The sequence below is a fragment of the Dehalococcoidales bacterium genome, assembly GCA_041652735.1.
GTDB lineage: Bacteria > Chloroflexota > Dehalococcoidia > Dehalococcoidales > RBG-16-60-22 > RBG-13-51-18.
This window is the reverse complement of sequence record JBAZGT010000026.1, coordinates 1-25,947: the sequence shown is the minus strand read 5'-3', so window position 1 is coordinate 25,947 and position 25,947 is coordinate 1. Positions and strand designations below refer to the sequence as shown.

General features: G+C 54.9%; 29 protein-coding genes. 19 read left to right on the top strand and 10 right to left on the bottom strand.

Annotated features, from left to right (window positions below):
* The first annotated feature begins 2 nt into the window (after nucleotides 1-2).
* The 7 genes from WC370_09325 (at nucleotide 3) to WC370_09295 (ending at nucleotide 7,163) form a co-directional block, all read left to right on the top strand.
* Entirely contained in the window at nucleotides 3-488 is a 486-nt protein-coding gene (locus WC370_09325) for a hypothetical protein (GenBank protein MFA5309667.1), read from the top strand.
* 619 nt (nucleotides 489-1,107) lie between these two features.
* Complete coding sequence (locus WC370_09320; GenBank protein MFA5309666.1) at nucleotides 1,108-2,028, top strand: major capsid protein; 921 nt, start codon at nucleotides 1,108-1,110, stop codon at nucleotides 2,026-2,028.
* 94 nt (nucleotides 2,029-2,122) lie between these two features.
* On the top strand, nucleotides 2,123-2,629 hold the full coding sequence (locus WC370_09315) for a hypothetical protein (GenBank protein ID MFA5309665.1): 507 nt from the start codon (nucleotides 2,123-2,125) through the stop codon (nucleotides 2,627-2,629).
* Between the two features lie 16 nt (nucleotides 2,630-2,645).
* Complete coding sequence (locus WC370_09310; GenBank protein MFA5309664.1) at nucleotides 2,646-4,310, top strand: hypothetical protein; 1,665 nt, start codon at nucleotides 2,646-2,648, stop codon at nucleotides 4,308-4,310.
* Complete coding sequence (locus tag WC370_09305) at nucleotides 4,307-4,909, top strand: hypothetical protein (protein ID MFA5309663.1); 603 nt, start codon at nucleotides 4,307-4,309, stop codon at nucleotides 4,907-4,909. The genes WC370_09310 and WC370_09305 overlap by 4 nt, the downstream gene beginning before the upstream one ends.
* 21 nt (nucleotides 4,910-4,930) lie before the next feature.
* The gene (locus WC370_09300) at nucleotides 4,931-6,931 is read left to right on the top strand and encodes a hypothetical protein (protein ID MFA5309662.1); all 2,001 of its coding nucleotides are present in this window, start codon (nucleotides 4,931-4,933) and stop codon (nucleotides 6,929-6,931) included.
* Between the two features lie 19 nt (nucleotides 6,932-6,950).
* Complete coding sequence (locus tag WC370_09295) at nucleotides 6,951-7,163, top strand: hypothetical protein (GenBank protein MFA5309661.1); 213 nt, start codon at nucleotides 6,951-6,953, stop codon at nucleotides 7,161-7,163.
* Here WC370_09295 and WC370_09290 read toward each other — a convergent pair.
* The 8 genes from WC370_09290 to WC370_09255 all read right to left on the bottom strand — a co-directional run bounded on the left by WC370_09290 (nucleotide 7,154) and on the right by WC370_09255 (nucleotide 14,268).
* Entirely contained in the window at nucleotides 7,154-8,116 is a 963-nt protein-coding gene (locus tag WC370_09290; GenBank protein MFA5309660.1) for a signal peptidase I, read from the bottom strand. The two genes, WC370_09295 and WC370_09290, sit on opposite strands and share 10 nt — an antisense overlap.
* 9 nt (nucleotides 8,117-8,125) lie before the next feature.
* On the bottom strand, nucleotides 8,126-9,172 hold the full coding sequence (locus WC370_09285) for a hypothetical protein (GenBank protein MFA5309659.1): 1,047 nt from the start codon (nucleotides 9,170-9,172) through the stop codon (nucleotides 8,126-8,128).
* A 95-nt stretch (nucleotides 9,173-9,267) separates the two neighbouring features.
* Complete coding sequence (locus WC370_09280) at nucleotides 9,268-10,035, bottom strand: hypothetical protein (GenBank protein ID MFA5309658.1); 768 nt, start codon at nucleotides 10,033-10,035, stop codon at nucleotides 9,268-9,270.
* Nucleotides 10,036-10,196: 161 nt separating this feature from the next.
* Entirely contained in the window at nucleotides 10,197-10,973 is a 777-nt protein-coding gene (locus WC370_09275; protein ID MFA5309657.1) for a response regulator transcription factor, read from the bottom strand.
* Between the two features lie 265 nt (nucleotides 10,974-11,238).
* The gene (locus tag WC370_09270; GenBank protein ID MFA5309656.1) at nucleotides 11,239-11,937 is read right to left on the bottom strand and encodes a response regulator transcription factor; all 699 of its coding nucleotides are present in this window, start codon (nucleotides 11,935-11,937) and stop codon (nucleotides 11,239-11,241) included.
* An 8-nt stretch (nucleotides 11,938-11,945) separates the two neighbouring features.
* On the bottom strand, nucleotides 11,946-12,662 hold the full coding sequence (locus WC370_09265; GenBank protein ID MFA5309655.1) for a HAMP domain-containing sensor histidine kinase: 717 nt from the start codon (nucleotides 12,660-12,662) through the stop codon (nucleotides 11,946-11,948).
* Nucleotides 12,663-12,813: 151 nt separating this feature from the next.
* The gene (locus tag WC370_09260; GenBank protein ID MFA5309654.1) at nucleotides 12,814-13,200 is read right to left on the bottom strand and encodes a helix-turn-helix transcriptional regulator; all 387 of its coding nucleotides are present in this window, start codon (nucleotides 13,198-13,200) and stop codon (nucleotides 12,814-12,816) included.
* Between the two features lie 228 nt (nucleotides 13,201-13,428).
* Complete coding sequence (locus tag WC370_09255; protein ID MFA5309653.1) at nucleotides 13,429-14,268, bottom strand: DUF6612 family protein; 840 nt, start codon at nucleotides 14,266-14,268, stop codon at nucleotides 13,429-13,431.
* Nucleotides 14,269-14,586: 318 nt separating this feature from the next.
* Between WC370_09255 and WC370_09250 the strand changes: the two genes are divergently transcribed.
* The 3 genes from WC370_09250 (at nucleotide 14,587) to WC370_09240 (ending at nucleotide 16,882) form a co-directional block, all read left to right on the top strand.
* Complete coding sequence (locus tag WC370_09250) at nucleotides 14,587-15,981, top strand: FAD-dependent oxidoreductase (protein ID MFA5309652.1); 1,395 nt, start codon at nucleotides 14,587-14,589, stop codon at nucleotides 15,979-15,981.
* 185 nt (nucleotides 15,982-16,166) lie between these two features.
* Nucleotides 16,167-16,382 (top strand): 30S ribosomal protein S21, encoded by a 216-nt coding sequence (gene rpsU / locus WC370_09245; protein MFA5309651.1) that lies wholly within the window; start codon nucleotides 16,167-16,169, stop codon nucleotides 16,380-16,382.
* Nucleotides 16,383-16,429: 47 nt separating this feature from the next.
* Nucleotides 16,430-16,882, top strand: coding sequence for a GatB/YqeY domain-containing protein (locus WC370_09240; GenBank protein MFA5309650.1), 453 nt, complete (start codon nucleotides 16,430-16,432; stop codon nucleotides 16,880-16,882).
* Nucleotides 16,883-17,479: 597 nt separating this feature from the next.
* On the opposite strand, the gene WC370_09235 is transcribed toward WC370_09240, so the two are convergent.
* Together WC370_09235 and WC370_09230 are read right to left on the bottom strand one after the other, a co-directional pair.
* Nucleotides 17,480-19,081, bottom strand: a complete 1,602-nt coding sequence (locus WC370_09235) for a radical SAM protein (protein ID MFA5309649.1) — start codon at nucleotides 19,079-19,081, stop codon at nucleotides 17,480-17,482.
* A gap of 6 nt (nucleotides 19,082-19,087) precedes the next feature.
* Nucleotides 19,088-19,645 (bottom strand): NYN domain-containing protein, encoded by a 558-nt coding sequence (locus WC370_09230; protein MFA5309648.1) that lies wholly within the window; start codon nucleotides 19,643-19,645, stop codon nucleotides 19,088-19,090.
* Between the two features lie 225 nt (nucleotides 19,646-19,870).
* Between WC370_09230 and gatC the strand changes: the two genes are divergently transcribed.
* The 9 genes from gatC to WC370_09185 all read left to right on the top strand — a co-directional run bounded on the left by gatC (nucleotide 19,871) and on the right by WC370_09185 (nucleotide 25,568).
* A complete protein-coding gene (gene gatC / locus WC370_09225) occupies nucleotides 19,871-20,158 on the top strand; it encodes an Asp-tRNA(Asn)/Glu-tRNA(Gln) amidotransferase subunit GatC (GenBank protein ID MFA5309647.1) in 288 nt (95 codons plus the stop codon).
* A gap of 27 nt (nucleotides 20,159-20,185) precedes the next feature.
* On the top strand, nucleotides 20,186-20,647 hold the full coding sequence (locus WC370_09220) for a PH domain-containing protein (protein ID MFA5309646.1): 462 nt from the start codon (nucleotides 20,186-20,188) through the stop codon (nucleotides 20,645-20,647).
* Between the two features lie 8 nt (nucleotides 20,648-20,655).
* Nucleotides 20,656-22,107, top strand: a complete 1,452-nt coding sequence (gene gatA, locus WC370_09215; protein ID MFA5309645.1) for an Asp-tRNA(Asn)/Glu-tRNA(Gln) amidotransferase subunit GatA — start codon at nucleotides 20,656-20,658, stop codon at nucleotides 22,105-22,107.
* 73 nt (nucleotides 22,108-22,180) lie between these two features.
* On the top strand, nucleotides 22,181-22,354 hold the full coding sequence (locus WC370_09210; protein ID MFA5309644.1) for a hypothetical protein: 174 nt from the start codon (nucleotides 22,181-22,183) through the stop codon (nucleotides 22,352-22,354).
* A gap of 1 nt (nucleotide 22,355) precedes the next feature.
* Nucleotides 22,356-22,610, top strand: a complete 255-nt coding sequence (locus WC370_09205) for a type II toxin-antitoxin system RelE/ParE family toxin (GenBank protein MFA5309643.1) — start codon at nucleotides 22,356-22,358, stop codon at nucleotides 22,608-22,610.
* 14 nt (nucleotides 22,611-22,624) lie between these two features.
* Nucleotides 22,625-23,242 carry a DUF402 domain-containing protein gene (locus tag WC370_09200; GenBank protein MFA5309642.1) on the top strand — a complete coding sequence of 206 codons (618 nt, stop codon included), beginning with the start codon at nucleotides 22,625-22,627 and terminating at the stop codon, nucleotides 23,240-23,242.
* Complete coding sequence (locus tag WC370_09195; protein MFA5309641.1) at nucleotides 23,239-23,727, top strand: HIT family protein; 489 nt, start codon at nucleotides 23,239-23,241, stop codon at nucleotides 23,725-23,727. The genes WC370_09200 and WC370_09195 overlap by 4 nt, the downstream gene beginning before the upstream one ends.
* Nucleotides 23,728-23,863: 136 nt before the next feature.
* Nucleotides 23,864-24,349, top strand: coding sequence for an Lrp/AsnC family transcriptional regulator (locus WC370_09190; GenBank protein ID MFA5309640.1), 486 nt, complete (start codon nucleotides 23,864-23,866; stop codon nucleotides 24,347-24,349).
* A 25-nt stretch (nucleotides 24,350-24,374) separates the two neighbouring features.
* A complete protein-coding gene (locus tag WC370_09185) occupies nucleotides 24,375-25,568 on the top strand; it encodes an aminotransferase class I/II-fold pyridoxal phosphate-dependent enzyme (GenBank protein ID MFA5309639.1) in 1,194 nt (397 codons plus the stop codon).
* The last annotated feature ends 379 nt before the right edge of the window (nucleotides 25,569-25,947 follow it).

The following is a 25,947-nucleotide window of genomic DNA, read 5'->3' as shown; positions in this document are numbered from 1 at the left end:
TCATGGAAGAAGTTCAGCAGCAGGCGCCGGAAAATGAAGCGGCCGTCAGTGAGGCCGACGCTTTAAAACTGGAGAACGAAACTCTGAAACGCGAGCTCAAATCGCGGCAGGATACCGTCGCCGGTCTGGAGAAAACCGTAGCGGCCAAAGACGAGGAAATCGCCGTTATCCAACAGGTGGCGGAGGATTTCAAGCAGAAATATGACGTCGTGAGCCAGTCCCTGCCCCAGGCGGTGGCCGCCTATAAGGAGCTGGCGCTCCGGGCCAATCCCGGCCTGGTGGCGGAGATGGTTCAGGGGGACACTATCGCCGCCATTGACGATTCGCTCAAAAGCGCCCGGGCGCTGGTGGAAAGGGTCAGGCAGGAAGTGGGCGCGGAAAACGCCCGGGCCAGGGTGCCGGCCGGCGCCCCCCAGCGCGCCCTCCCGGACTTTTCCTCCCTCTCCCCCCGGGAAAAAATCAAGTACGCCATGGAGGAGAAAAAATAGTACCTGTCACTCCGGGCGTAACGAAGAATCTCGCCTTTGCCCCCGCTCACCCTGAGTGAGCGACTTTGTCGCCATCCCGTATGACGCAGGAATCGGGACCTGTTCAAGGGTGCGTTCCTTAACAAAAAAATAATAGTACCTGTCATTCTGAGCGTAGCGAAGAATCCGTTCCTTTCCTCTCCCCTTGCGGGCGAGGATTAAGGTGAGGGGTAATAATAAGCCGGATTCGTCCCGCTCACCCTGAGCCTGTTCAAGGGTGCGTTCATTAACAAAAGAATAATAGTACCTGTCACTCCGGGCGTAACAAAGAATCTCGCCTTTGCCCCCGCTCACCCTGAGCCTGTCGAAGGGTGAGTCCCTTTGACAAAGGAAGGGGGCCGGGGGGATGGATTTTTTAAGTAAAGGTAAAAAAGAGTCCCTTAACATAAAACAAAAAACAAATGCCCCGGATTCTGTAGCTGACTTACCATAAAACAAAAAACAATTAATAGCTACGACCCACTCGTGAATACCCTAAAAAAAATAAAAAAACAAAAGAAAGTTAACCGCTCATGTGAGCCTGCCTGCTCAGCGTAGCAGGGCCGAATCCATGGCGGTTTACTAAGGAGGAAAATAAAAAATGGCTTTAACACTAGCGGAAGCAGCCAAACTATCCAATGACCTGCTCATGCAGGGAGTAGTGGAGACCATCGTCAAAGACTCCCCGGTCCTCCAGCGCCTCCCCTTCGTTGAAATCGTCGGCAACGGCCTCACCTACAACCGGGAAAACGCCCTGCCCGGTATAGACTTCTATGATGTCGGCGATACCTGGACGGAGTCCACCCCCACCTTTACCCAGGTGACGGCCAACCTGAAAATCATGGGCGGGGACGCGGACGTGGACAACTTCCTCAAGGCCACCCGCAGCAATATCCAGGACCTGGAGACGGCGGTGGTGGAGCTCAAAGCCAAGGCGCTCCGGCAGAAATTCGAGGAAGTCTTTATCTACGGCGATAGCGCCGTTAATACCAGGCAGTTTGACGGCCTCAAAAAGATGATTAACACCGGCTCCGCCGGCAGCCAGGTCATCGCCATGGGCGCCACCGGTGCTACCCTCACCCTGAACAAGCTGGATGAGCTTATCGATGCCGTTAAAGGCGGTAAGCCGGACATGCTCCTGATGAGCCGCCGCTCCCGGCGCAAGATTAACGCCCTTATCCGCGCCGCCGGCGGCATGACCGATACTGACCGCGACCAGTGGGGGAACTTCGTCCAGTTGTGGGACAGCGTCGTCATCGGCGTTAACGACTGGATTCTGGATACCCATGTGCTTTCCGGCAGCGTGGAGACCGCCACCACCGGCGGTGCCTGCTCCACCATCTATGCCATCCAGTTCGGCGAGGGCGCCCTCTGCGGGCTCACCAGCCCGGGCCATCTTCAGGCGGAGTCGGTAGGCTCGCTGGAGACCAAGGATGCCTCCAGGACCAGGGTCAAGTGGTATGTCTCCATGGCTCTCTTCAGCTCCATCAAGGCGGCCGCCCTCATCGGCGTGCAGGAATAAAAATAGTTGTCATTCTGAAGGAGCGAAGCGACTGAATAATCCGTTTCTCTTGGTTCGTCGCTTCGCCCGGAATGACCAAAAACAGGGAGGAAAAATGGAAAGAAAAGAATCGGCTAAATGGCTGTGCCGTTACACCCTGTCCAAGTACCGGGAGGACATCGGGCCGTACCGCGGCGGCGAGGCGGAGTTCCGCCGGCGCTTTCAGCCGTACGAGGTCATCAGCGGCGAAGGCAACTGCCTGCTCAATACCGGCATCGACGAGATGTGGGACCTCATTTGCGGCGATTCCGCCAACCACTTTAGCAGCGCCGCGGCCCAGATAGGGGTGGGGGACAGCAGCACCGCCGCCGCCGCCGCCCAGACGGACCTCCAGGCGGCCAGCAATAAGACCTACAAGGAAATGGATTCCGGCTATCCCTCTTCCACCGCGCAAAAAGCCACCTTTAAAAGCAGTTTCGGGACGAGTGAAGCCAATTACACCTGGAATGAGTGGGTGGTCAGGCAGTCCTCCAGCGGCAAGTGTCTGAACCGCAAGGTGGAAAACCTGGGTACCAAGAGCAGCGGCACCTGGACGCTCCAGGTGGATATAACCTTGGCTTGATGACAGGAGACGGCGCATGATGCAGTTTCAAAAAGTAAACGACCCGGCTAAAATAGTCACTGACCCCGTTCTGCTGGCGGCGCTGGCCGGGCAGGGCATAGACAAAGATGGCGTGGAGCTGTGGCATGACTATGCGCCGTGCGCGCTGGGGAAAGGCTATTCGCCCTACGCCAAGTTTTACCGGGACCTTAATTCCAGCCGGCAATATATGGTCGTTAGCGGGCTGCCCATGGTTGATGCTTACGGGCAGCCCCACGACCTGGCCTGGCGGGCAAAAAACAGCCGGATAGAAAGCGGCAATAATATATTTCATGCCGTTGTGGAGGGGAATACCACCCGGCTCATTGCTTTGAGCGACCAGCCGGACGGAACAAAAAAGGACGCCGAAGTCTGTTTTCATCCTCAGTTGTTTATCGGGGGCGGGGAGGTGCAGCCGCTCTCCCCGCTGCCGCTGCTCCTGGAAACCGACCCCGTAAATCCTGAATATCACCATAATGTCCTGGAATGGGACTACGGCGTTTGCCGGCGGCGCATCAGGATTATTGAAGGCCGGTATTTAGGCTCCTGGGTGTTTACCTCCGTTCCCTTGGGTGACGTCCTTATCCGCTATAACCAGCAGGGCGGGCTGCGCCTGCGTTTGCAGCACCCCATCGGTATTGATGAAGAATATCTGCCGGGAGAATATTTTTCGGATAGAGAGCTTCCCGTTGTTATTGCGGATAGCGCTGCTTTTTACCCGGATGCCAACCCGGAAACCTCCAGCGTGGATGGTAATGTCCTCCATAACACCGGGGGTTACGGTACGGGTATCGTCTGGTCATCGCTGGTAGCCGCCGCCGGCAATCTCTGTGATGATGCTACCAATACCTTCGTTGCCATGGGTTTATACTCGGATACCGTTAGCGCCCGGTGGCGGACCATCTACCGGGGTATCGTACTTTTTAATACCGCTTCGCTGCCGGATGACGCTATCATTTCCGCGGCCTCGCTGTCCCTTTACGGTTACGCTAAAGCTGACAGCCTTTCTTGTTCGCCCAACATTAACATCTACTCGTCTAATCCGGCGTCGAACAATGCATTGGCTGGCGGTGACTATGCCGGCATCGGCACTGCCCATTTTTGTGATACCCCGATAACTTATAGCGGCTGGTCGAATGCCGGATATAATGATTTCAGCCTTAACGCCTCCGGCCTCGCCGGTATTTCCAAAACTGGCGTCAGTAAATTCGGCGTCAGGAATGCCAGCTATGATGTTGCCAATTCATCGCCCGCCTGGGTTAGCGCCGTCGGCAGTAACATGCAGTGTTATGCGTCGGAAAGAGGCACTGGTTACAAGCCCAGACTGGTGGTTACCTACAGCCTCGGTACCGCCGTGTCTTCCGGTGATAGCGGCGCGGGCGCGGAATCATCGTCCTTGACCGCCGGTGAATTAAAGATTTCCGGCGATGCCGGCAGTGGTAATGAAGCGATATGCTTGAGAAATTTTAGTGTCGCCGAATCCGGCTCCGGGACGGAAAATGCTTTAGCTCAAAAACAGGTCATCGCCGGAGATGCCGGTGCCGGCGCGGAAACGAGTGACCTGGAAAAATCGCTATTAGGTTCCACTGTAGTGGGCTCTGATATGAAATTGCACGTCCACCGTGGGCGCGTCGGGTTCCCGCATAAGGAGGTAAATATATGAATTTAGCAGCTATGATTGCGCTGGTCAGGAATGACCTGCACGATGAAGATGAGACCAATTACCGCTGGACGGACGCTGAGATTACCCGGCATATCACCCGGGCGGTAGGCGAGCTTTCTGAAAGCCAGCCTCTGCCGGTTAAAGCTGTCCTGGCGACGGCGCTTGGTTCCCGGGAAATTGATATTTCCGGCTTGAGTGACCGCACGATGGTTGTCGCCGTTGAGTATCCGGTGGGAGACACGCCCCTTAGCTTTCAGCAGTTTTCTATCTGGGGAGACACGCTGACTATCACCGGCGGCAGCCAGCCGGATGGCTCAAACTGCGCCATTTACTACGGTGCCAGGCATACTCTGGACAGTCAGGGTTCCACGGTACCCGTACAGTACGAGGATATAGTCGCCGGGGGCGCCTGCGGCTATGCCGCCGTTGAGTTGGCGGTATTCACCATTAACCGGGTCAATGTGGGTGGCGCGGCCACTACCGCTGAACTGCTGGAATGGGGCAACCAGAAGCTTAAGATTTATCATCGGGAATTGCGGCGGCTGGGGCGGCGCAACCAGGTGCGGAACAGCTCTTTGTTCAATCCGGAGTCCGCCTAATCGGGTAATCGGGGAGGAAAAATGCGCAACTTGAGTTCAACGCTGCTTTTAGCCCAGCAAAAGGAAACGGTGATACCATACCTCAAAATATCCGCCGTAAATAAGTCCGGTGGTGTCAACCGCTATGATTGGTCTCGCCTTTACCAAGGCTCTGAGGACGATTATTTTCACGCGCTGGCCGTCCCCGGTAACGGTTCGCTGGTAAAAGCCAGGATTACTCCCCCCGCTGATAGCAATAAACTATATGTGCAGCATATCGCCAGCCCCTCCCCGGAAAGCGATTTCAGCCAGTGGACTTACACCGGGCAGTATAATGCGGTGATAGTCGCCGCGGCGGCGCTGGGAGCGGAGGTATCTGTCTTCTGGATTAAGTCCAACCGGGAAATCAGGCGTATTAAAAGCATGGACTACGGGGTCACCTGGGGCAGCCCTGAGCTTGTAGATTACTCGCCGACCATCTACATTTATGGCTTGGCGGCGGCTTATAAACCTAACGGCGACCTGGCCATTTTCTTCGCCGACCAGAGTGTCCTTTACGTTAAAAAGTGCCTCGGCGGCACCTGGCAAAGTAAAGCTGCCTGGGACAAGTCTACCGACGACCTTTCCGGTATCGGCTGCGTGTACGGCAGCGACTGGAATCTGGTGCTTACGGGCAAAGACGCCGCGGGTAACTATAAACTATGGAGTCTGGTTTATGGGGATGGTGGGGATATTGGCGCTGGAACATGGTCCGTTCTGAAAGAGCTGGCCTCGGCGCCTTCTGGCGGGAATTTCCTTTATAAACAGCCCTTTCTCGATAAAACGGATGTTTATCGCTGTTTTTTTATCGAAAAATATACCGGCAATGAAGCGTATAGTCGACCTTATCAGACCTACAGCGTGCCCGGCGCCGCTTTTGTTGAAGGTCTTTGGAGAGAACCGGCGCCGTTTAATTTGGCTTCCGAGTACGGGCTGGCAATGGCGCATGATAACTCTTATTCCTGGCTGACCGGCCCCGGCGGCGTCTGGCGGGCGGACATGGCCGCCCCGAGCCTGGAACTGACGGATGATGTCATTAGCGCCAGGCAGGAAATAGATGATACCGCGGGGGCTCTTGCCGTAGAGTTGCGTAACGATGATGGCCGGTACGCCTCTCCCGGGCAGGACGCCCTGGCGGCGCTGGATACGGGCTGCCAGCTGGATTTCAGTCCCGGTTGCGTTACGTCCGCCGGCGCTGAATACAGTGGAGGTCAGAGCTATTGCGTGGAGTCATTGGAGCATACTAGCGGCGGCGGTAAGGCCAGCCTGATATTGCGGACGCGGGACGGCTGGGGGGCTTTGGCGGACTGGCAGGCCCGGTATCAGTTACGCTGGAATAAAACCTCCGATGAGGCCAGTGTTAAAGCTATCCTGGGCATGGTGCTGGCCCGGGTGGGACTGAAACTGGAGGTAAAATCGGAGTCGGCGGTTATTAACTCGTTCTATCCGGATTTTACCGTTAATCCTGGTGAGGACGGGAAAAGCGTTATAAGAAAATTGCTGTCCTTCGTGCCGGATGTCATCTTTATTGAAGGAAGCCAGGCTTATCTGGTAAACCCGCAGTCCGCCGATGACGCTGTTTACAGTTATGGCGTGGAACATGTGATTAAAGAAGGCAAATACCGGCGGGGCGCCCTGCAGATTAATCGGGTGGAGGTGGAAGGGCTCGATAGCGGCGGCGCTATGATACTGGCGGAAAGGTTCGCTTGGGAAGAGGCGTCCAGCTTCCCCGACCGACTCCTTCGTACCGACGATAAAAATCTGAATACGTTATCGGAAGCCCGGCAGCGCGGTGACGCTTGCTTGCGGCAGGCGGCGCTGGCGGCGGAGGGGGGTATTCTCGTCACCCCGGTCAACTGCGGGCAGCAACTGTATGACGTTATTTCCGTCACGGATGTGCCGGCGGGACTCTCCGCGGCTAAAAAAAGGGTAATGGGCACAGTTTTGGTCTATCAGCCCCAACGCGGTGAATATTTCCAGCGGTTGGAGCTGGGCGGGGTATAGACGTTAGGAGGGGAGAGCAATGAGTTTACGCAAAGCGGAGCTGAAGAGCTTTAATTCGGGCGATTACACGGCCACGGTCCGCCTGTCCAGCGGCTATAAGGTCTATCTGGAAGACGTTACGGTAGCCAGGAACCTGCCGGCGGCGGAGATGGTGGCGGGGCGCAAGGTGGCCGTTATCTTTTTTGACGATAATAACCCGCGGGAAGCGGTGGTGACGGCGGTCTATACCTGATTTATCCGGACTTTCCACTTTTCCAGGATTTCGTGCGGGGTCAGTTTCTGATATTGCCCTCTGGCGCAGCCGGGGGGCAGCGGCTTTCCTCTTAGGTCCGGCATTTCATGTGCCAATTTTACTTCCGGTCTTTCCGGCTTGGGCGGTGTGGGTGGTGGGACTTCTTCTTTTGGGTGGGGTGTTTCCTGTTTGCGCTGGTTAATGATCACGTTATCTATAATCATCGTCAGGACGCGGTTCTGTTCGGCGGCGCCTTTCTTCAGCTCCTGTGATGCCTCGGCCAGGCTCTGGATGGCGCTGGTATGGCTGGCCAGGTGTTTGGCATATTCGGATACGGCCCCGGAAAACTGGATCAGCGCCTGTTCGGTGGCGTCTATCTTCTTTTCCGTTATTTCAATCTTGCGCGTCAGCATGCGGCTGGAACGCTTTTCTTCATTGATGACAGGGGAAAAAATACGCTGGTGCAGCCAGCCGCCGCCGCGGACCAGCTCGTTGCCGTAGAGAAATATCGCCAGTAGCGCCAGCGCGATAATGGCGAATATGATGCCCTGCTGGCTCTGGAAGAAAAGGAGCGGCAGGCCGATGTAGGGTATCTGGCTGCCGACCGTGCCTCTGATATCATCCGGCCTGACCGTAAACGGGTCTTCGCCGGTGTTATCGCCCTGGGTACGGAAGCTGAGTGACGGCACCGTATTGACCTTTGTCACCCGGTGGGCGATGGTAGGTGGATAGTTGTAGTAGCTGCGCACCATCGGCGGGATGGTATATACAATGATATCGCCTACCTGTATATCCTCTGGGTTGATGGACTTTATCATCAACAGCCCGCCGCTTTGCAGCGCCGGCTCCATGCTGTGGCCGTAGATGGGCATGAACGGCAGGTTCCCTCTTACCGAGAGGAACGCCACGATGCAGGCTGCTGCGACTAAAATAAGTCCGATGGCGCGTTTCATAAGCTTATGCTACCTCTGAGAGACCTCGCAGTAAAATTCCGGTTCCACCGTCCATCCCGGACTCCACTCCTCCGGTGTATCGGAAACAAAGCGGTATCCACCGCCGACGATGCTGACCGTGTAGCTGGCGGCGGAGCCTCCCTGGACGTTAAACGATGCCACCCCGTTTTCCAGGCTGAGTACCTGGTAATTGGGCGTCTCGCCCGCTTCTATGGAATATGCCAGGTAAAGTTTCATATTGCAGTATTCGTAAGCCTTGAGCAGCGCCGCCGTATTGGTGATGTAAATCTTAACGTTGAAATCGCCCATATAGCCGGGATATGGGGTTATATCGTAAAGGTCTCCGGTGGGCACGGCGCCCTGGGCCAGGGTGTAGGTATAGCTGACTTGCACCCACACCGCGGTGCACAGGAGCGGCCGGTAAATGCCGCCGCCCTGGCCGGAAAGGCCGGCCTGAAGGTTATTCACTTCATCCCAGGTCCAGGCTTTGCCGGTGCCCGGGTTGACGGCGCAGGCCCATGTTTTGGTGATGAATTCGGTGCCGTGAACGGTAACGTAGGGGCCTTCGTATACCTGGTAGCCGGTCTTCAGCGCCCCCCGGGCGGAAACATTGTAGTCGCCGCCGGCCGCTATGCGGAAGTAAATGGTCACGCCGGATATTTTCCCCGTGCCCCCCATCCCGTCAAAAGGACTAAGGTCATAAAGGTCGGTGCACAGGCACATGGAACACATGGTGGAGATGTAGGCATCCATGTCCGGGGCGCCAAAATCGGACACCTTCTCGAAATGTGGCCCGGAACAGGGGTACTGTGATGGGAATTCTTTGATGCAGCTGTCGGCCACGGGCACCAGCATTTCCGTTCTGGTATTGGCATTGGGCAAAATGCTGTTCCAGTTGGGCTGGCTGGCGGCTTTCTGGTAGCTGGCCCAGTTGCCGTCGGCCATGGTGGCCAACGCCGTGGTCGCGGCCTGGTTGGTGTAGGTATAAGCAAAGGTGCCGGTGGTTAGCACCAGCGCCAGCAATACCAGTCCGGTGAAAATCAGCTTCTTTCTCATATTTTCGTGTACCTGCCGGAAGCGGTGACGCCGGTATCAAACGGGGCAGGGCGGTGGGGTCTTTTCAGGGTCGCCCTGCTGTCTCACGGAGGTGATTATCTCTGGGCTACTTCGCAGAAGAGGTCGGGGCTGGCGGAGCCGCTCCAACCCAGCTGCGGATACACGTGGGTAATGTAAAAGCCCCCCTTGACCCTGACGGCCATGGGTGTGGCTCCGGCCTTGGTGAACAGGCTGACGGAGCCGTTTTCCAGCGTGAGCATGACCCAGTCGTTGGCGTCGGCCGTGCCGCTTTCATTAATATCCAGCGGGGCGTTGGTGATGGCGTTCACCATTTCCAACTGGAAAGCCAGGACACGGTAGCGCTTAATCAGTTGGTCGGCGTTGCCGAGTGTTACGGTCACCACCAGGTCGCCGGTGTAGCTGGCGGCGGGGGTAACGTTAAAGATAATGTAATTCCCGGGGATGGAGCCTTTAAAAAATCCGTAGGCATTCCAGGTAAGGGCATTCACGCCGGTGGTATTGACTGAAACATCGGCGAAGTTGGAGTTGATGGTGGTGGCGTTAAGGGTGGCGGTGGCGTTGATGAACCCGAAGGCGAAAACGCCGCCGGTGATGGCCAGGGCCAGTAGCAGCGCTCCTACCAGGTAGGGTGCCTTGCTTCTGGTTGCCGCGAAAGTGAGCTTGTCATCGTCGTTGAGCACCGTGTCTATTTCTGAGCTTCGTTTTATCCTGGTGCCGTTCAGTATTGCGCTGGTATTTTTCGGGATGCCTAATTCGGGCTTATACTGCTCGCGGGCTTCGCTGACCGTTTGTCCCGCCAGGTCGGCTACCTCGTATTGTTCCCCGTATTTTATTTCAATCATTTTTGCCTCCCTTGCGGCGGTAATCCGTAAAGAGTAAAATCACCTGCCGGTTTCATGTGAGGAAGGGTTTCTGGCTGGGACTTGATTACCGACCTGCTTGTTTTTTGGTTTCTCCGGACAGTCAACGCGCCGTATATCAGCCGCTTTTTTGGCTTGTTCTGCTAAACGATGAGCGACTTCAGACGTTCCATCAAACGGTCTTTAAATTCATTGAACTCCGCACGGGTTATGTAATCGCTGTTTTTCAGGTCTTTTTTGCCGGAGCGCATGATGGCGGGATAGCTCCGCTGCGCGGCCTCGATGACCGTGCGCGCCTGCTCGTTGGCCACGAGGTTATTCAGCACCAGCCTGATATTGCGGCGGATGACTTCCTCGCTCATGTCAAGCTTGGCGATGACCTGCTCCAGGTTGTTGCCGGCGGCGATGCTGGAAAGGATTTGGAGTTCCTTGGGCGCGAGGTTGGCCAGCAAATCGCCTACCTGCTCATTCAGGACGGCCAGTTCCTCGAACTCGGTAATGACCAGGGAGGCTAAAGCGGGATTGAAAAGCTCTTCCATGATGGGCAGGCTGCCCTGGGCTACTACCCTGATTATGTCCAGCAGGTGTTCCGGCTCCGTATCTTTGGTCAGGCAGGCGCTGGCGCCGCTCTTGATAACCAGGAATATTTCTTCCGGTTCTTTTTTGTCCATGATGAGGATAACGTACACGGAGGGCTGGTTGCGCCGTATACGCCGGGTGACGTCCAGCCCGTCCGCTTTGGCATCGTGCTGGGAGAGAATGGCTATGGAAGGTGGGTTGGCCTGGATAAGGGCAAATGCCTCTTCGTTGCCGGTCGTCTCACCGGTAACTTCAAAATCTTCTTCCCCGGAAAGGATAAAATGTATTCCCTCACGGAAAAGTATCTGCGGGTGCGATAGGAAAACTTTGACTTTTTCCATCCTTAAACTTCTGGGTGGTTCCCGGTATTTTTTCTATTTCTAATTTAGCATAAAACTATAAAAAACCCTTGGGAATAAATAAAGAAATCATAAAGGTTATATAAACCTTTCATAAAGATTTTTTAAGGGGATATCAAACGTAATTTGGGGGTTAGCTTGTAGGCTGGGACTAAAGTTTTTACGCAATAGTAAAAAAGGGGGATGGGCCGCTTATAAAGAAATATAAAGAACGCGGAAAAGCCATGATTTTCGGTCTGTTTGCTGCTTAGGTGCCGCTGGGGCGGATAAACTTATAGCCTATGCCGTGTTCCGTGACGATGATGTTGGGTATCTCCGTGTTGTCTTCCAGTTTTTGTCGGAGGTGTTGAATGTGTACGCGCAACAGGTCGCGCGCATCGACATAGGTATCTCCCCAGACCTTGGCCAGCAAGCTTTCGTGGGAGAGAATGCGGCCTTCGTTCCTGATGAGGTAGTAGAGGAGCTTTCTTTCCGTTGAGGTGAGTTTGACCGGCTGTCCGGCCAGCAGCACCTCGTTGCGGTTGAAGTCCACGGAAAGCTTGCCGCTGGTGAAGGGGCGCTCCTCGTCATTCACCGCCAGGCCCTGGGAGCGGCGTAGCACCGCCTGCACCCTGGCAATCAGTTCGATATGGCTGAACGGTTTGGTGATATAGTCGTCGGCGCCCAGTTCCAGCCCTTTAGCTACGTCCGTGTCTTCCCCTCTTACGGTGAGCATCAGCACCGGCACATCGGAAAAGCGGCGGACTTCCTTTAATACCTGGTAGCCGTCCATGTCCGGCAGGCCTATATCCAGGATAACCACGTCCGGGCTTTCCGTTTCCACCAGGCTTACGCCTTTATGGCCGTTGGCGGCGGAAATGACCGTGGTGCCGCTCCAGCGCAGCTGGAAGCAAAGGGACACAACCTCGATAATCCCGGGGTCATCCTCGATAACCAGAACTTTCATAGCTCTCCTTAATGGGCCGCGGCCAGCTTGGCGGACCGCAGAGGTAAGAAGAAAGAAAAAGTGCTGCCTTTGCCCGCTTCGCTCTCCACCCAGATTCTGCCGCCGTGCAGTTCTACCACCTGCTTGGATAAAGCCAGTCCCAGGCCCAAACCGGGATGGCGCTGTCTGTCCGCGTGGAGCCGACTGTAAGGTTTAAACAGCCGGTCCTGCTCCTCTTTGGCGATGCCGATGCCGTCGTCCTTGACTGCTATAATCAGGCCGGTGTCCTGCCGGTTTACTTTCACGTTGATATTGCCGCCGTCCGGGGTGAACTTGGTGGCGTTGTTCATCAGGTTGAGCAATACCTGCTCCAGTCGCTGCCCGTCCCCCTGGACGATGGGTATGGATTCGGGGATTTCCGTGGTCAGTTTCTGCCCTTTGTTGCGCATCAGGGGGCTGATTTGCATGCAGGTGCCCAGGATGAGCGACTTTATATCCACCGGTTCTACCTGGAGCTGGAGCCTGCCGCTGCCCGTTTTGACTATATCCAGCAGCTCGGCCAGGCGCGACTCCAGTGAGTTGGAGTTGCGGATAATCGTCTGGATAAGCTTCCGGTGTGATTCGTCTCCGGTTTGGAGTTCCTCTTCCAGCAGGCCGGCGGCGGCGATGATAGATGTAAGCGGTGTTTTAAGCTCGTGGCTGAGGGTATCTATAAACTGCAGCCATTCCTCTTCTTTGCTTTCCATGAATGTCTTTCCTGCCTTACCGGAAACGGCCGGTATGTGAATTCACTTAAATGTAGCACGTTTTAGGTAAGGAGGCAAGTAAATAATACCCCGTAAAAGACAACGGGTCTGTTACCTCTGGATGCTGCTGCCTGGCTCCGCTTTACCCGCGTTATTTGGAAATACCTTTTGCCACGCTCTTGAGCAGACTGAGAATGCCGATAACGGCGCGTTGTATCTCCGGCGGTTCTTCTGACAGCATCCTGGCCACATATGGGTCCAGTTGGCGGCTGGCGTACCGGGAGGTGCTTTCTTCCGCCGTCCCGGATGTCTGTGGGGAAAGGAAGCCGGCCAGGGTGAACAATTCGTCCTCGTCAAAGCCTAGAGGCTTGGCTATTTTGCGTAAAATACGCGCCGAGGGAAAGCGTTCTCCTCTTTCGATGCGCCCCAGGTGAGAAGAGGAAACACCCGATTCTGCAGCCAGTTCCTGGAGAGTAAGCGGTACCGTGATGCGCTGTTGTTTGAGTATTTTGCCTAAATCATTATTGCTATAGCTCATGAAGCTATTATAATTCGCCATTTGGCAAATGTCAATGCATTATAGCTATGGTTTTTAGAGGGGCTGTCCATAATTTGGCTTTTTGTTCACCCGCGGAAGTTGGCTGAGATACTTTTGCACGGGAGGCGACTCTCAATATATTTTTAAGAGTATCTATAGTAAATATCGTGGTCAGTTTACTGTACTTCACCTCGGTTTGCCCCGTCTTACGCTGCTATTTTTATGAAATTAGCTTTGCAGGGCTTCCTCCGGCAGCACGATATTGAAACTCTGGTTGTGGTTATCGTAGACAATGGTCATTTCCAGTTCGTAATTTATATAGCCGGAGCTGGCCCCTATGGAGGTGGCATCTACTTGTATGTCCATCATAATATATACTTTCTTGAAAAACAGGGTGTCCTGGACAAACCAGAATTTCACTGTCGTATCCTTGATGGAGTTGCCCATTACATCATCAGTCGAGTCTTCGGAAGAGTCGCCCATCTGGCTCATCACCGCGTCCCAGAGCGCCAGATTATCCGGTTTCAGCTCTACCATGAAGCACTGCTCTCCGTCCACGGTTTCCGCTTTCAGGGTCTTTATCTCTGAATTCTCGAAAAGGTATATCATTTGCTCGGATTGCTGTTCTTCTTCCCAGACTGAGCTTGAAGCCGGCTTTTGGGACCATTCCATATCGCTGCCTTCAGCGACGGTCCCGGTGTAGGAGATATCGTCGAAAATATAGTTGGTCAGGTCGGTCTTTTGGTCGATGTTTTCCGTCCCGCTTTTTCCCGTGATGGTGGCGGTCATTTCCATTTTCGACTTTTTAGCTGTAAGGTCTATCGTGTTCTGCCCCTGGAGCGTATAGTTGAGGTTCGCTGTTTCCCCTTCCACCTCACCCTCGGCATTCATCGTCATCTGGATATCCGTTTGATAGGAATGCAGGTTGGGCAGGTTCTCCCGGACGCCCTGGTTTAGTTCCTCGACGGAGATATTTACGGTGTCGTCACCTCCGCAGCCCGGCAGGAATCCGAGTAATATCCCCGCCAGCAGCAGGCCAACGGTTGCCATACGGTAATATATTTTCATAATAATTCTCTTTCAACGCCGCTTTACCCAGGGACGGTAAGCTGACTTTCATGATATGGGGTAGGGGATTACTTAATTAGTAACACACCGGTAAAATTATGTCAAAAAAGCCGGCGGTTCCCTGCCTCATTTTAATTTAGGCATGAAATAGTTAAGCGGTGACAACTAATACATGTTTTTCTTGACGTCTGAGATTGCCGCCGATATAATTCTAAGTGTGATGCAATTACCATAAAGTTATTTCCCGGCGTTTGAAGCTGAGAGCCTTAAAAAGTCCTCCCGGCTTTTTCGCGTGATTAAGAAAGGTTGCTCGTTAAAGTGGCGGAAACTTATGATGTAATCGTGGTCGGCGGAGGTCCGGCGGGCATTTTCGCGGCGCTGGAGCTTTCCCAGTCGGCCCGGCTGAAAGTCCTCCTGCTGGAAAAGGGCAAAGACATCACCCGGCGGAAATGTCCGGTACGCGATTCGGGCGAGTCCTGTGCCGGCTGCCAGCCGTGTAACCTGGTATGCGGTCTGGGGGGCGCCGGCGCCTTTAGCGACGGTAAACTGGTGCTGTCCTCGCAGGTAGGCGGGCATATGGGGGAATACCTCGGGGAAGAGCGCGCTGCCGGGCTGATCAAGTATGTGGACGACCTGTATGTGAAATTCGGCGCTGCTAAGAAAGTCTTTGGCGGCGATGGAAAAATAGAAGAGATAGGCCGCCGCGCTAAAAAGGCCGGTTTGCGCCTGATACCCACGCCGGTACGCCATATGGGCACGGAAAACGGCTATCACGTCCTCAAAGCCATGCAGGACTATCTCTTTCCGCGGGTGGAGGTGAAAACGGGGGAAATGGCCTCCACGGTGCTGGTGGAAGGCGGCGAGGTAAAAGGAGTCAAGACGGAAAGCGGCGATGAGTACCTGTCCAAATTCGTTATTTTGGCGCCGGGTCGGGAGGGAGCGGACTGGCTTTATCACGAGGCTGGCCGGCTCAACCTGACCATGCGCAATAATCCTATTGACGTGGGCGTGAGGGTGGAGGTGCCGTGCACCGTATTGAAAGAGCTGACCGACGTTTTATATGAGGTCAAGCTGGAATACCTGTCCCGCAGCTTTAACGACCGCATCAGGACGTTCTGTATGTGCCCGGAGGGAGAGGTGATTATGGAGTCCACCGGCGGCGCCGAGCCGGTAATAACGGTCAACGGCCACAGCTACGCCGAGCGCAAGAGCCGGAATACCAATTTCGCTTTGCTGGTCAGCACGGATTTCACCAGGCCTTTCCATGAGCCGATTGCCTACGGAAAATACATCGCCAAGCTTTCCAATTTATTGGCCGGCGGCGTGCTGGTCCAGCGCCTCGGCGACCTTCTGGAAGGGCGCCGTTCCACGCCGGAACGCATTGAAAAAGGTAAGCTTAAGCCTACGCTTAAGGGCGCCACGCCGGGTGACCTGAGCTTCGCGCTGCCTTTCCGCCATCTCACCGGCCTGATAGAAATGCTTATGGCTATGGATAAGATGATACCCGGCATCGCCTCGGCGGACACTTTGCTTTATGGTATCGAGGTTAAATTTTACTCGTTCCGCCCCAAATTGAGCCCCACCCTGGAAACGGAAGTAAAAAACCTGTTCGCGGTAGGGGACGGGACGGGCGTAAGCCGCGGGCTGGTGCAGGCCTCCGCTTCCGGCCTGGTGGCGGCGGTGGAAATAATGGGGAGGATGGAAAAGGGGTAAAACGCAAGCTGGGAGGAGCCTGCCTTGACAGTTCATCCCCCGCCCTCTACAATAATAACAGCGTGTTTCCTCGCGGCATGAAACACCGGATTTGGTTTTTCAGGGGTTAGACTCTCCGGTCTGCCCCTAAAATATTAGCCGGAATCTGTCCCCGGCGTAAAATATCAAAAGGAGAGTGATGCTACTTGGCAGAAGTCATACCGGGCGCTGAGGAGAGCTTTGACAGCTTACTGAAGCGGTTCAACAGAAAGGTACAGCAGGACGGCATCCTGGCGGAGTTACGCCGAAGGGAGCATTACGAGAAGCCCAGCGTCAAGCGGAAGCGGAAGAAGGCGGCCAAGAAACGCGGTTCTGCGCGAAGCACCAGGACCTTCCGGCGAGCAGCAAGCACCTCCCGCTAGCTTTACTTGTTAAGCGAGCGAAATTACTTCAGGTTGGCGAGACCCTTATGGAAGCCGAACTTCAAAAAAGAATAACTGACGACCTTAAACAGGCGATGAAAAGCGGCGATACCCTTAAGCGGGATACGCTGCGTATGCTGTTGTCATCCATAAAATACGCCGAGGGCGCCAAGCTGTCCGCTTTGGACGAGGGCGAAATCCTCGGCGTTATTTCTAAAGACGTTAAACGCCACCAGGAAAGCATCGATGCTTTTAAAAAGGGCAACCGGCAGGACCTGGTGGATAAAGAGACCGCGGAGCAGATTATCCTGCAAAGCTATCTCCCGCAGCAGGCCACCCGGGAAGACATCGTGAAGATGGCCCGGGAAATCATGGCGGCGGTGGGCGCCAAAAGCCCCGGCGATAAGGGCAAGGTAATGCAGCAGCTGATGCCCAAACTCAAAGGCAAAGCGGACGGCAAACTCATCAACGACGTGGTTACGGAGCTATTGGGCAAGTAATCAGGGAATACCCCCGTTCAGATAAGACCCTTCGGAATTACCGCCGGAGGGTTTTTTATTGGCTTATGTTGTCTTCCCAAGCGTGGTTCGTTTTGGAAAAAAGGCATATTTATATTTTTTTTCTTTGAAGCTAAATTAGCGTGATAATTGCTATTTTAGCTTTGATTCGTTTTGTAAGTTTCAGCGATATTTTATGAATCCAGGCTCGAATCGTTTTGGTAATCTGGATTGTTTTCCTTGTTTTACGGCAAGCACCCGGAAAGGGACCGATTACAGGCGATAAACTATCCGTCCGGTGCATACATTATAAGGCGAAGCGGGGGAAAAGAGAAGGGGCGGATGACACTTTGCATAATTAGTGTATTGGTAAAGGGTAAATGAGCGCCGGATTCCCGCTTACCCCTCAACGAGTTCGGGATGAACGCGGGAATGACAAGAGGGCGGTGTAAAACGAACAGGCAGGTGACCCGGTGCTACGGGTGAATTATGAGTGATGGAAGGGGAGAAAAGAACAGGCGTTGAGGTAATCCATCCAGCCGCCGCCCAGCTTTTCCGCGTGGTGCATGGACTCTGTATGCCGGACAATGTAAATGTTTCTCATTTAAGCGCTTTCTCCAATTCGTTGCACAATCTCTCCGGCTTGGCCCCGGAATCTATCATCGACCAGGGCAGGGGAATATCGGTGTCCCATTTCTGATTGACATAATAATCGATATCCAGTTTGTGCAGTTCGGCCATGGCGCGCCAGGCGGCCAGGGAAATCTCCGGCATATCCGCCATGGCCATGGCCAGTCTGGCGTCGCCGCGGGAGAGCGCTCCCTGTACCCGGCTCCACGCCGGGCTTTCCTCGTTGAGCTTGATGCCCTTCAGCGGCAGAGAGCTCTGCAATATGCCCAGCCGGCGGTTCAGCGTTTCCTCGGACGCCATCGGCAGCCACTGGAAGGGCGTGGACGCTTTGGGGACGAAGGGGCTGGCGTTAACCGTGATGCGGGCGGCGCTCTTGTGTTGTTCCAGCCGGTCCTTGATGGACAGCGTCAGATTGACTATTTCCCCTATGTCCTCATCGGTCTCAGTGGGCAGCCCGATGATGAAATATAGCTTTAGCTGGGTGAAGCGCTGCCCGGCAATCATATCCGCCGTCCTCAGGATATCATCGGCGGTGATGTCTTTATTAATCATGTCCCGCAGGCGCTGGGAGCCGGCCTCCGGCGCGATGGTCACCGTCTGCGTCTTGCCCCTGGCCAGCTCTTCGACGATTTTTTCGGTAATGGTATCGATGCGCAGGGAGCTGATGGCAATCTCGGCGTTCAGTTTGCGGAGGCCGTCCAGCAGCTCGTTTATCCGGGGGTGGTCGGTAACCGTTGGTCCCACCAGCCCGATGCGCCGCCGCGCATGCAGCCCTTCCCACGCTTGCTTGAGGATATTTTCCGGGGAGCGGAAGCGCAGCGGGGCGTAAGCGCCGTTGACCATGCAGAAGCGGCAGCCGCGGGCGCAGCCGCGCTCTACCTCGATAAGATAGGAATCCCCCAGCTCGGTGTCCGGCGTGAGTATTACCGAGCGGGTAGGGATGTCGTCCAGGTTTTTCGTCCACTGGCGCGCCACCGGGATATTGTGCGGTTCCAGCGGCACGTAAACGCCGGGCACCGCCGCCAGCGCCCGGAGCAGTACGGTACGCGTATTGCCGATATTTTCGGAGAGGGTCGGCAGCAATACAGGCGCTATCGGCTCCGCCTCCCCGATGCAAAAAGCGTCGCAAATCGGCGCCAGCGGCAGGGGATTAGCCGTAACGCAGGGCCCCCCCGCGATAATCAGCGGATAGGTCTCATCGCGGTCGGCGGCGAAGAGCGGAATCCCGGCGGCTTTAAGGATTTGAATGACGTTAAAGTAGTCCAGTTCGTAAGAGATGGAGAAAGCCAGCACCGCGAAGTCCTCCAGCGGCCTCCCGGACTCAATGGCGATGGGCGTGGTCTTGTCCAGCGTATCCAGGAAAACGCGCTCGCACACCACGCGCAGGCTGCTGTTGAACAGGCTGTAAACCGCGTGCACGCCCAGGTTGGACATGCCCAGGTGATAGGTGTTGGGGTAAATAAGCGCTATCGGCAGGCGGCCCCCCCAGTCCTTGATTATGGCCCCTTCTTCACGGTCTAGCCGCGCGCTGGGATGCCCTTTGGAGTCGGTCTTTCTGCCTTTATGCCTCATCAGCTCTTAATTATTAGAAGAATTGGAAGACGAATCTTTCCAGCAGTCCTTGAGTACCCGGGCGGTAATGGGAATCACCCTGTCCGCCGATTCCCTCAATTGCTGGGAAGTCCCCTGCTTGCCGAACAGCGCTACCTCGACGTGCTTGCCGTTGTCTTTCACGGCCTGTACGGCCCCGGCGAAATCATTATCCCCCGCCACCAGTATAGCGACATCATAATTATTTTTATAGCTGTGGGTTATCATATCGGTGGCCAGCTGGACATCGGTGCCTTTTTCGTACGGCGGTACGCTGGGCCAGTTGGTATAAACCAGGCGTCCCAGACGCAATTCGGTATAGGGTATGGCGTTGACCCCCGCGAAAAACGCCTGCTGCTGCTTGTAAAGTTCCGGTTCCTGCTTCTGTCCTACCTTGGCGTTATAGTAGTAAATCCTGATAAGCTGGCGTTTCCCTAACATCTTGTTGCAGAATTTACCCAGGTCCAGGTCTGCCCGGTTGAAATAGTTTTTCAGGGAATGATAGAGGTTGCTGCCGTCTATAAATACCATTATCCTCTCCCCCATACTACACCTCCTTAATATAATGAAAAATAAAATATGTAATACTTCCATTATAGCTTTTTTATGTTAACGGTGAAAGGGGGAGCAAATATATGATGCTGAACACTAAGTATTATTCCCTTTCCCCCGACTGTAAACTGTCAACTGTAAACTGTCAAACTGTTTGCTTGAAGCTAAAAACAGGTGCTATACTTTAGCATATCGCTAGTATGGAAACCGGGGGACAATATGAAATTAAGTCGTGAAGAAGTTCTGCATATCGCCCGTCTGGCGCGGGTATCCCTGACCGAGGCGGAAATCACCCGCATGAGCGAGCAGCTTTCCAATCTGCTGGAGCACTTTGAGGTCTTGCAGAAAGTGGATACCGAGGGCGTGCCGCCCACAGCGCAGTCCGTGTCCCTGCAAAGCGTTATGCGGGACGATGTGGTAGCGCCCTCGCTGACGGCGGAAGACGTTTTAGCTAACGCGCCCCGGCGCGATGGTGAATATTTCAGGGTGCGGGCGGTGCTGGAATAATCTTTTCAACGGGAGGTCGCGGTGAAAATGGATAAGGTATTCGGCATCATTCCGGCGTCATCGGGCGTGCTGACTTTCTTGTGGGTTTTTTGTATCGTCATGGCTGTTGTGCTTATCGGCGTCATTGCCCTGTTCGCCTCGTTCGGGTACCAGGCCCGGCATGCCACTTTCGCCCTGACGGATACGGGACTGCGCATCGGACCCGGACTTTACGGCCGCACGATACCCAAAGACATAATCGAGGCGGAGGGTGTGCGCGTTATCGATTTGAATCTGGAAAAAGACTACCAGCCTAAATGGCGCACCAACGGCGCCGGCCTGCCCGGCTATTCCCTGGGCTGGTTCAAACTGAAGAATCAGGAAAAGGCGCTATTGTTCGTCACCGACCGCTCCAGCATCGTCTATATTCCCACCACCGGCAACTACTCGGTGATGCTGAGCGTGCGGGACGCCGCGGAAATGGTAAAAGCTATACAGCTTTGGAAATAGGGGTTGATATGAAATTACCGCTGACGATTCATGAAGCGCACCGGCTGCTCAAGGAAAAGCAAATATCCTCGGTGGAGCTGACCGGAGCGTATTTGGAGCGTATCGCTAAACTGGAGCCGAAAGTCCGCGCCATGGTCACGGTCACCGGGGAAAAGGCGCTGGCGCAGGCCCGGAAAGCGGACGCCATGATAAAAGCGGGCGATATCACCCCGCTTACCGGCGTGCCGGTGGCCATCAAGGACGTTATCTGCACCAAAGGCGTGAAAACGACCTGCTCCTCTAAAATGCTGGAAAACTTCGTGCCCCCGTATGACGCTATGGTCATGGACAAACTTAACGCCGCCGGGGCGGTGATGGTGGGCAAGACCAATATGGACGAGTTCGCCATGGGATCTTCGACGGAAAACTCGGCGCTGTTCGTGACCCACAACCCCTGGGATTTGGAACGCGTGCCGGGCGGCTCCAGCGGCGGGTCAGCGGTGGCGGTGGCGGCGGGGGAGGCGGCCGCCGCTTTGGGGTCGGACACGGGCGGCAGCATCCGCCAGCCGGCCGGCTTTTGCAGCGTGGTGGGGCTTAAACCCACCTACGGCCGAGTCAGCCGCTTCGGGCTGGTCGCTTTCGCTTCATCGCTCGACCAGATAGGGCCGCTGACCCAGGACGTGACCGACTCCGCTCTGATGCTGAACGCTATTTCCGGCCACGACGAGCGGGATTCCACCTCCGTGCCGGAGCCGGTGCCGGACTATACTAAGAGCCTGAAACCGGACTTGAAGGGTATCAGGCTCGGCATACCTAAAGAGTATTACGTGGAGGGGATGCAGCCGGGGGTGTCCTCCGCCATGAAAGCCGCTATCAGGCAATTTGAGGACCTCGGCGCTAAAATGGAAGAAGTATCCCTGCCGCACACGTCTTACGCCCTGGCTGTTTACTATATCATCGCCCCGTCCGAGGCGTCCGCCAACCTGGCGCGCTATGACGGCGTGAAATACGGCTTCTCCTATAAAGGCGACACGATGTGGGAGAGCATGGAAAAGACCCGCGGCCAGGGCTTCGGGCCGGAGGTAAAGCGCCGCATCATGCTGGGTACTTACGCGCTTTCCGCCGGCTTTTACGACGCCTGGTATCTGAAAGCCCAGAAGGTGCGCACTTTAATCAGGCGCGAGTTCGACGCCGTCTTTGAGAAGTGTGACGCTCTGGTTACCCCTACCTCCCCCACCGTCCCCTTTAAAATAGGGGAAAAGACGGACGACCCCCTGGCCATGTATTTGAGCGATGTTTGCACTTTGCCCATTAATATCGCCGGGGTGCCGGGCTTATCCATCCCCGCCGGTTTCGCGGACGGCCTGCCGGTAGGCATGCAGCTCATCGGCAAACACTTCGGGGAGGAAACGCTTTTCCGCGTGGCCTATGCCTATGAGCAGTCTACAGAGTGGCATAAACAGCGGGCTGTCGGAATATAATTGTGTATTATGATATGGTCATGGAGGTGGTGAAGTGCACACTGCATCAGAATCCAGGGCAGAAATATATCTAATGGCTTTACAGTCGCTTTCTAAAGCGGAAAAAAAGGTGGTTATTACCCGTTTACTGGAAGACGAAAACTTAAGGGAAGATATCCTCGATATAGCTTTGATTCGCCAGAGACAGGAAGAACCAAAGCGTCCTTTCCGGGAGTATTTGGCGGTCAGAGAAAAACGGAGCCGCTAGCTTGAGCTACGTTGTCCATGTCCTTCTTTCCGCTGAAAAAGAAATGGATAAATTGCCCTCTGATATCCATACCCGTATCAGCCGGAAAATCATTAGCCTTGAAGATAATCCGCGTCCCAGGGGTGTCAAAAAGCTAAGCGGGCGTGAAGAACACCGTCTGCGCATAGGTGATTACAGGATTTTATACGTTATTGATGATAAAGACCATTCCGTAACCGTTGTGGCAATCGGCCATCGGCGGGAGGTTTACCGGTAAGCTTTTAAAATCAAATGCCAAACCAATCTTTCTTCCGTCCCGGTCAGACCATCGTTATCCGTGAAATGTGCGATGGCAGGATATGGGAGGCCCGGCCGGCTGTCGTCGTAAGTGATACACCGAGACTCGGGGCTTTTTTCGTGCCGCCCGGTTCCATCTGGAAAGAATCCGGCGAAGACTTCCGGCCTGCTGAACGCGTTGGTAAGTCATGGCGTCTTAAAGATAAAGTTTGGGGTTTCGGCGGAATATTAAGGCTTACCGTCCCTGCTGCCAGCTACTCGGTCTTACTCTTGAGAAATGCTGACGGTTCTCTTTACCAGTGGTATATTAACCTCGAAGACCCCCTGCGCCGTACCGGGCTCGGCTTCGATTATGAGGATAATATCCTGGATATAGGTGTTAATCCGGATTTCTCCGGCTGGCACTGGAAAGACGAGGACGAGTTACAGGAAGCTATTATAATTGGGCTTATTTCTCAAGAAAAAGCCGCGGCGCTTTATACGGAAGGCAAAAAAGCCGTGGACTGGCTGATTTCCGGCCAGTCTCCATTCAACGGCTGGGAAAAATGGCGGCCCGACCCCGCCTGGACGTTACCGGTCTTTCCGGAGGGTTGGGAGGAGGCAAAGCCATGACAGAAAGCTGGATGCCCCGCGAGCAATGGGAAGCCCTGGTCAAAGGCGTTAACTGCCCGCTCTGCGCGGAAGTAAAGTCCACGGAGCCGTCCAACGAATACGGCTATATGGTGGCCGACCTCTCGTTCAGTCGGCTGCGGCTGTGCCTCAACCAGTACGTCAAAGGCTATTGCGTCCTCATCTGCCACAAGCACGTCCGCGAGCCTTACGAGCTGCCCCAGGACGAGCGTGAGATGTTCTTCGACGATATGATGAGGGCGGGGCTGGCGCTGGAAAACGTCTTCAGGTCGGTGAAAATGAACTTTCAGATACTGGGCAACGCCGTGCCGCACCTGCACTGCCACTTGCAGCCCCGCTACTATGGCGACCCCTCCCCCCACCGCCCCATAGACCCCGAAAAAGAAACGGTACTGCTAAAGCCGGAAGCGTATCAAGAATCAGTGGCAAAAATCCGTGTCATGCTGGACCTTACCCGCAATCTGTAAACTGCTCCTTTTTGAAGCTGGGTACTGGCCGCTTGTATCTTGTCCCCGTGTCTGCCCCCCCTTGTATTCCCCGAATGTAAATGATATGCTTTTTATATCTGTTGCCATCCCGGCAAAACCTTTAAAGGAGGGGGATATGCTTAAAGACATCTTGAAAATCCTGGAAAATGATGCCCGCACAACGGACAAGCAAATAGCTACCATGGTCGGCGTATCCGCCGCCGAGGTGAGCAAGCTGGTCAAGCAGGCGGAAAAAGAGCGCGTCATTCTCAAGTACAGGACCGTGGTCAACTGGGACAAACTGGAAGGCGACGAGTTGGTCTGGGCGCTTATCGAGGTAAAAGTGAAGCCGGAACCGGAAACCGGCTTCGACTCCATCGCCGGGCGCATCGCTCTTTACGAACAGGTAAAGTCGCTTTTCCTGGCTTCCGGCACCTTTGATTTGATGTTAGTAGTGGTGGGGAAGTCGGAGCACAAGGTAGCGGACTTCGTCTCGCAAAACCTGGCGCACATCGAGGGGGTACAGGGCACGGTGACCCACTTTATCCTCAAACGCTATAAGGACGACGGCGTAATCTTGAACGGGGGGGAGGGGGTTCAGCGAGAGCCGGTAGTCCTGTAAAAAACGGCCATCGTCTGGAAATAATATGTCAGCCAAATCATTACGTTTGCCTAAAAATAAGCTGGTATCGGATAGAACTAACGCCCTTTCGCCTTCCGGCATCCGCAAGTTCTTTGACCTGCTGATGAACATGGAGGGGGTCATTTCCCTGGGCGTGGGCGAGCCGGACTTTTCCACGCCGTGGCACATCAGCGAGGCGGCGGTGAAGAGTCTGGAGCGGGGCTATACCATGTACACCTCCAACTCCGGCATCCTGGAGCTGCGCGAGCTTACCTCCAAATACCTCAAAGACAAGTATGGTATCGACTACGACCCCAACCACGAGATTCTGATGACCGTGGGCGTTTCCGAGGCGCTGGACCTGGCGATGCGCGCCATCATCAACCCCGGCGACGAGGTTATCATGACCGACCCCCATTACGTGGCTTATGATGCCTGCGTGCTGCTGGCGGAGGGCAAGCCCGTCATGGTGCCAACCTATGCCCACAACAACTTCGCGGTAGAGGCCAAAGATATCGAAGCTAAGATAACCAGGAAGACCAAGGCCATCCTTATCGGCTTTCCTTCCAATCCCACCGGCGCGGTCATGCCCCGGCAAAAGCTGCTGGAGCTGGCGGCGGTAGCCATGAAACACAACCTGATCGTTATCTCGGACGAGATTTACGCGCGGCTGACCTACGATGTGCAGCATACCTGCTTCGCCAGCCTGCCGGGCGTTAAAGACCACACGATACTTTTAAACGGTTTTTCCAAGGCCTACGCCATGACCGGCTGGCGCATCGGCTACGCGGCGGCACCCAGGGAGATAATCGCCGCTATGACCAAGATTCACCAGTACTCCATCATGAGCGCGCCCACGCCGGCCCAGGTGGCGGCTATCGAGGCTCTAAAGACCGGCGAGCCGGACGTGGTGGATATGGTGGCGGACTATAACCGGCGGCGCAAGATTATCGTCAAGGGACTGAACGACATCGGTCTGCCCTGCTTCGAGCCGAAGGGGGCTTTTTACGCCTTCCCGCAGATAACCTGCACCGGCATGACATCGGAAGATTTTTCCGAGACGCTGCTCAAGGAGGAAAAGGTGGCGGTGGTGCCCGGCTCCGCTTTCGGGAAGTGCGGGGAGGGCTACGTGCGCTGCTGCTACGCCACCTCCCTGGACAAGATAGAGGAAGCTTTGAAGCGCATGGGGCGGTTCGTGAAGAAGTACGGGAAGAAGTAGTTTACAGTCTAGCGTAAACAGTTAACAGCAGGGGCGGGTTGAAAACCCGCCCTTTTCTTTTGGGGGGAATTGTTTATTTGAATTTTTTTATTCCCAACAAAGCCGAGGCTAAACAGCTACGGATATTTGTTTTTTGTTATATGTTAACTTAGCTTTATTTTGGCCGTTATTTGTTTCATTGATTTGTTTTGTTAAGGTACGGGGGGGATTGGATACCGGTTGCGTTCAAATGTAAATATGCCTCACCCCCTGGCCCCCTTGTATGTTTGAAAGATGGTAATATAAGCTTTAAAGGCACGGCAGACCGATTCCCCCTTGGTTTAATAAAACCGTTGGAGAGCGAGGGTCGCCGTGCCTGGACTTCCATTAGCCCGAACAG

Coding starts and splice junctions, on each gene's coding strand:
- WC370_09325 (MFA5309667.1), top strand. CDS start 3: ATGGAAGAAGTTCAGCAGCAGGCGCCGGAAAATGAAGCGGCCGTCAGT.
- WC370_09320 (MFA5309666.1), top strand. CDS start 1,108: ATGGCTTTAACACTAGCGGAAGCAGCCAAACTATCCAATGACCTGCTC.
- WC370_09315 (MFA5309665.1), top strand. CDS start 2,123: ATGGAAAGAAAAGAATCGGCTAAATGGCTGTGCCGTTACACCCTGTCC.
- WC370_09310 (MFA5309664.1), top strand. CDS start 2,646: ATGATGCAGTTTCAAAAAGTAAACGACCCGGCTAAAATAGTCACTGAC.
- WC370_09305 (MFA5309663.1), top strand. CDS start 4,307: ATGAATTTAGCAGCTATGATTGCGCTGGTCAGGAATGACCTGCACGAT.
- WC370_09300 (MFA5309662.1), top strand. CDS start 4,931: ATGCGCAACTTGAGTTCAACGCTGCTTTTAGCCCAGCAAAAGGAAACG.
- WC370_09295 (MFA5309661.1), top strand. CDS start 6,951: ATGAGTTTACGCAAAGCGGAGCTGAAGAGCTTTAATTCGGGCGATTAC.
- WC370_09290 (MFA5309660.1), bottom strand. CDS start 8,116: ATGAAACGCGCCATCGGACTTATTTTAGTCGCAGCAGCCTGCATCGTG.
- WC370_09285 (MFA5309659.1), bottom strand. CDS start 9,172: ATGAGAAAGAAGCTGATTTTCACCGGACTGGTATTGCTGGCGCTGGTG.
- WC370_09280 (MFA5309658.1), bottom strand. CDS start 10,035: ATGATTGAAATAAAATACGGGGAACAATACGAGGTAGCCGACCTGGCG.
- WC370_09275 (MFA5309657.1), bottom strand. CDS start 10,973: ATGGAAAAAGTCAAAGTTTTCCTATCGCACCCGCAGATACTTTTCCGT.
- WC370_09270 (MFA5309656.1), bottom strand. CDS start 11,937: ATGAAAGTTCTGGTTATCGAGGATGACCCCGGGATTATCGAGGTTGTG.
- WC370_09265 (MFA5309655.1), bottom strand. CDS start 12,662: ATGGAAAGCAAAGAAGAGGAATGGCTGCAGTTTATAGATACCCTCAGC.
- WC370_09260 (MFA5309654.1), bottom strand. CDS start 13,200: ATGAGCTATAGCAATAATGATTTAGGCAAAATACTCAAACAACAGCGC.
- WC370_09255 (MFA5309653.1), bottom strand. CDS start 14,268: ATGAAAATATATTACCGTATGGCAACCGTTGGCCTGCTGCTGGCGGGG.
- WC370_09240 (MFA5309650.1), top strand. CDS start 16,430: ATGGAAGCCGAACTTCAAAAAAGAATAACTGACGACCTTAAACAGGCG.
- WC370_09235 (MFA5309649.1), bottom strand. CDS start 19,081: ATGAGGCATAAAGGCAGAAAGACCGACTCCAAAGGGCATCCCAGCGCG.
- WC370_09230 (MFA5309648.1), bottom strand. CDS start 19,645: ATGGGGGAGAGGATAATGGTATTTATAGACGGCAGCAACCTCTATCAT.
- gatC (MFA5309647.1), top strand. CDS start 19,871: ATGAAATTAAGTCGTGAAGAAGTTCTGCATATCGCCCGTCTGGCGCGG.
- WC370_09220 (MFA5309646.1), top strand. CDS start 20,186: ATGGATAAGGTATTCGGCATCATTCCGGCGTCATCGGGCGTGCTGACT.
- gatA (MFA5309645.1), top strand. CDS start 20,656: ATGAAATTACCGCTGACGATTCATGAAGCGCACCGGCTGCTCAAGGAA.
- WC370_09210 (MFA5309644.1), top strand. CDS start 22,181: ATGGCTTTACAGTCGCTTTCTAAAGCGGAAAAAAAGGTGGTTATTACC.
- WC370_09200 (MFA5309642.1), top strand. CDS start 22,625: ATGCCAAACCAATCTTTCTTCCGTCCCGGTCAGACCATCGTTATCCGT.
- WC370_09195 (MFA5309641.1), top strand. CDS start 23,239: ATGACAGAAAGCTGGATGCCCCGCGAGCAATGGGAAGCCCTGGTCAAA.
- WC370_09190 (MFA5309640.1), top strand. CDS start 23,864: ATGCTTAAAGACATCTTGAAAATCCTGGAAAATGATGCCCGCACAACG.
- WC370_09185 (MFA5309639.1), top strand. CDS start 24,375: ATGTCAGCCAAATCATTACGTTTGCCTAAAAATAAGCTGGTATCGGAT.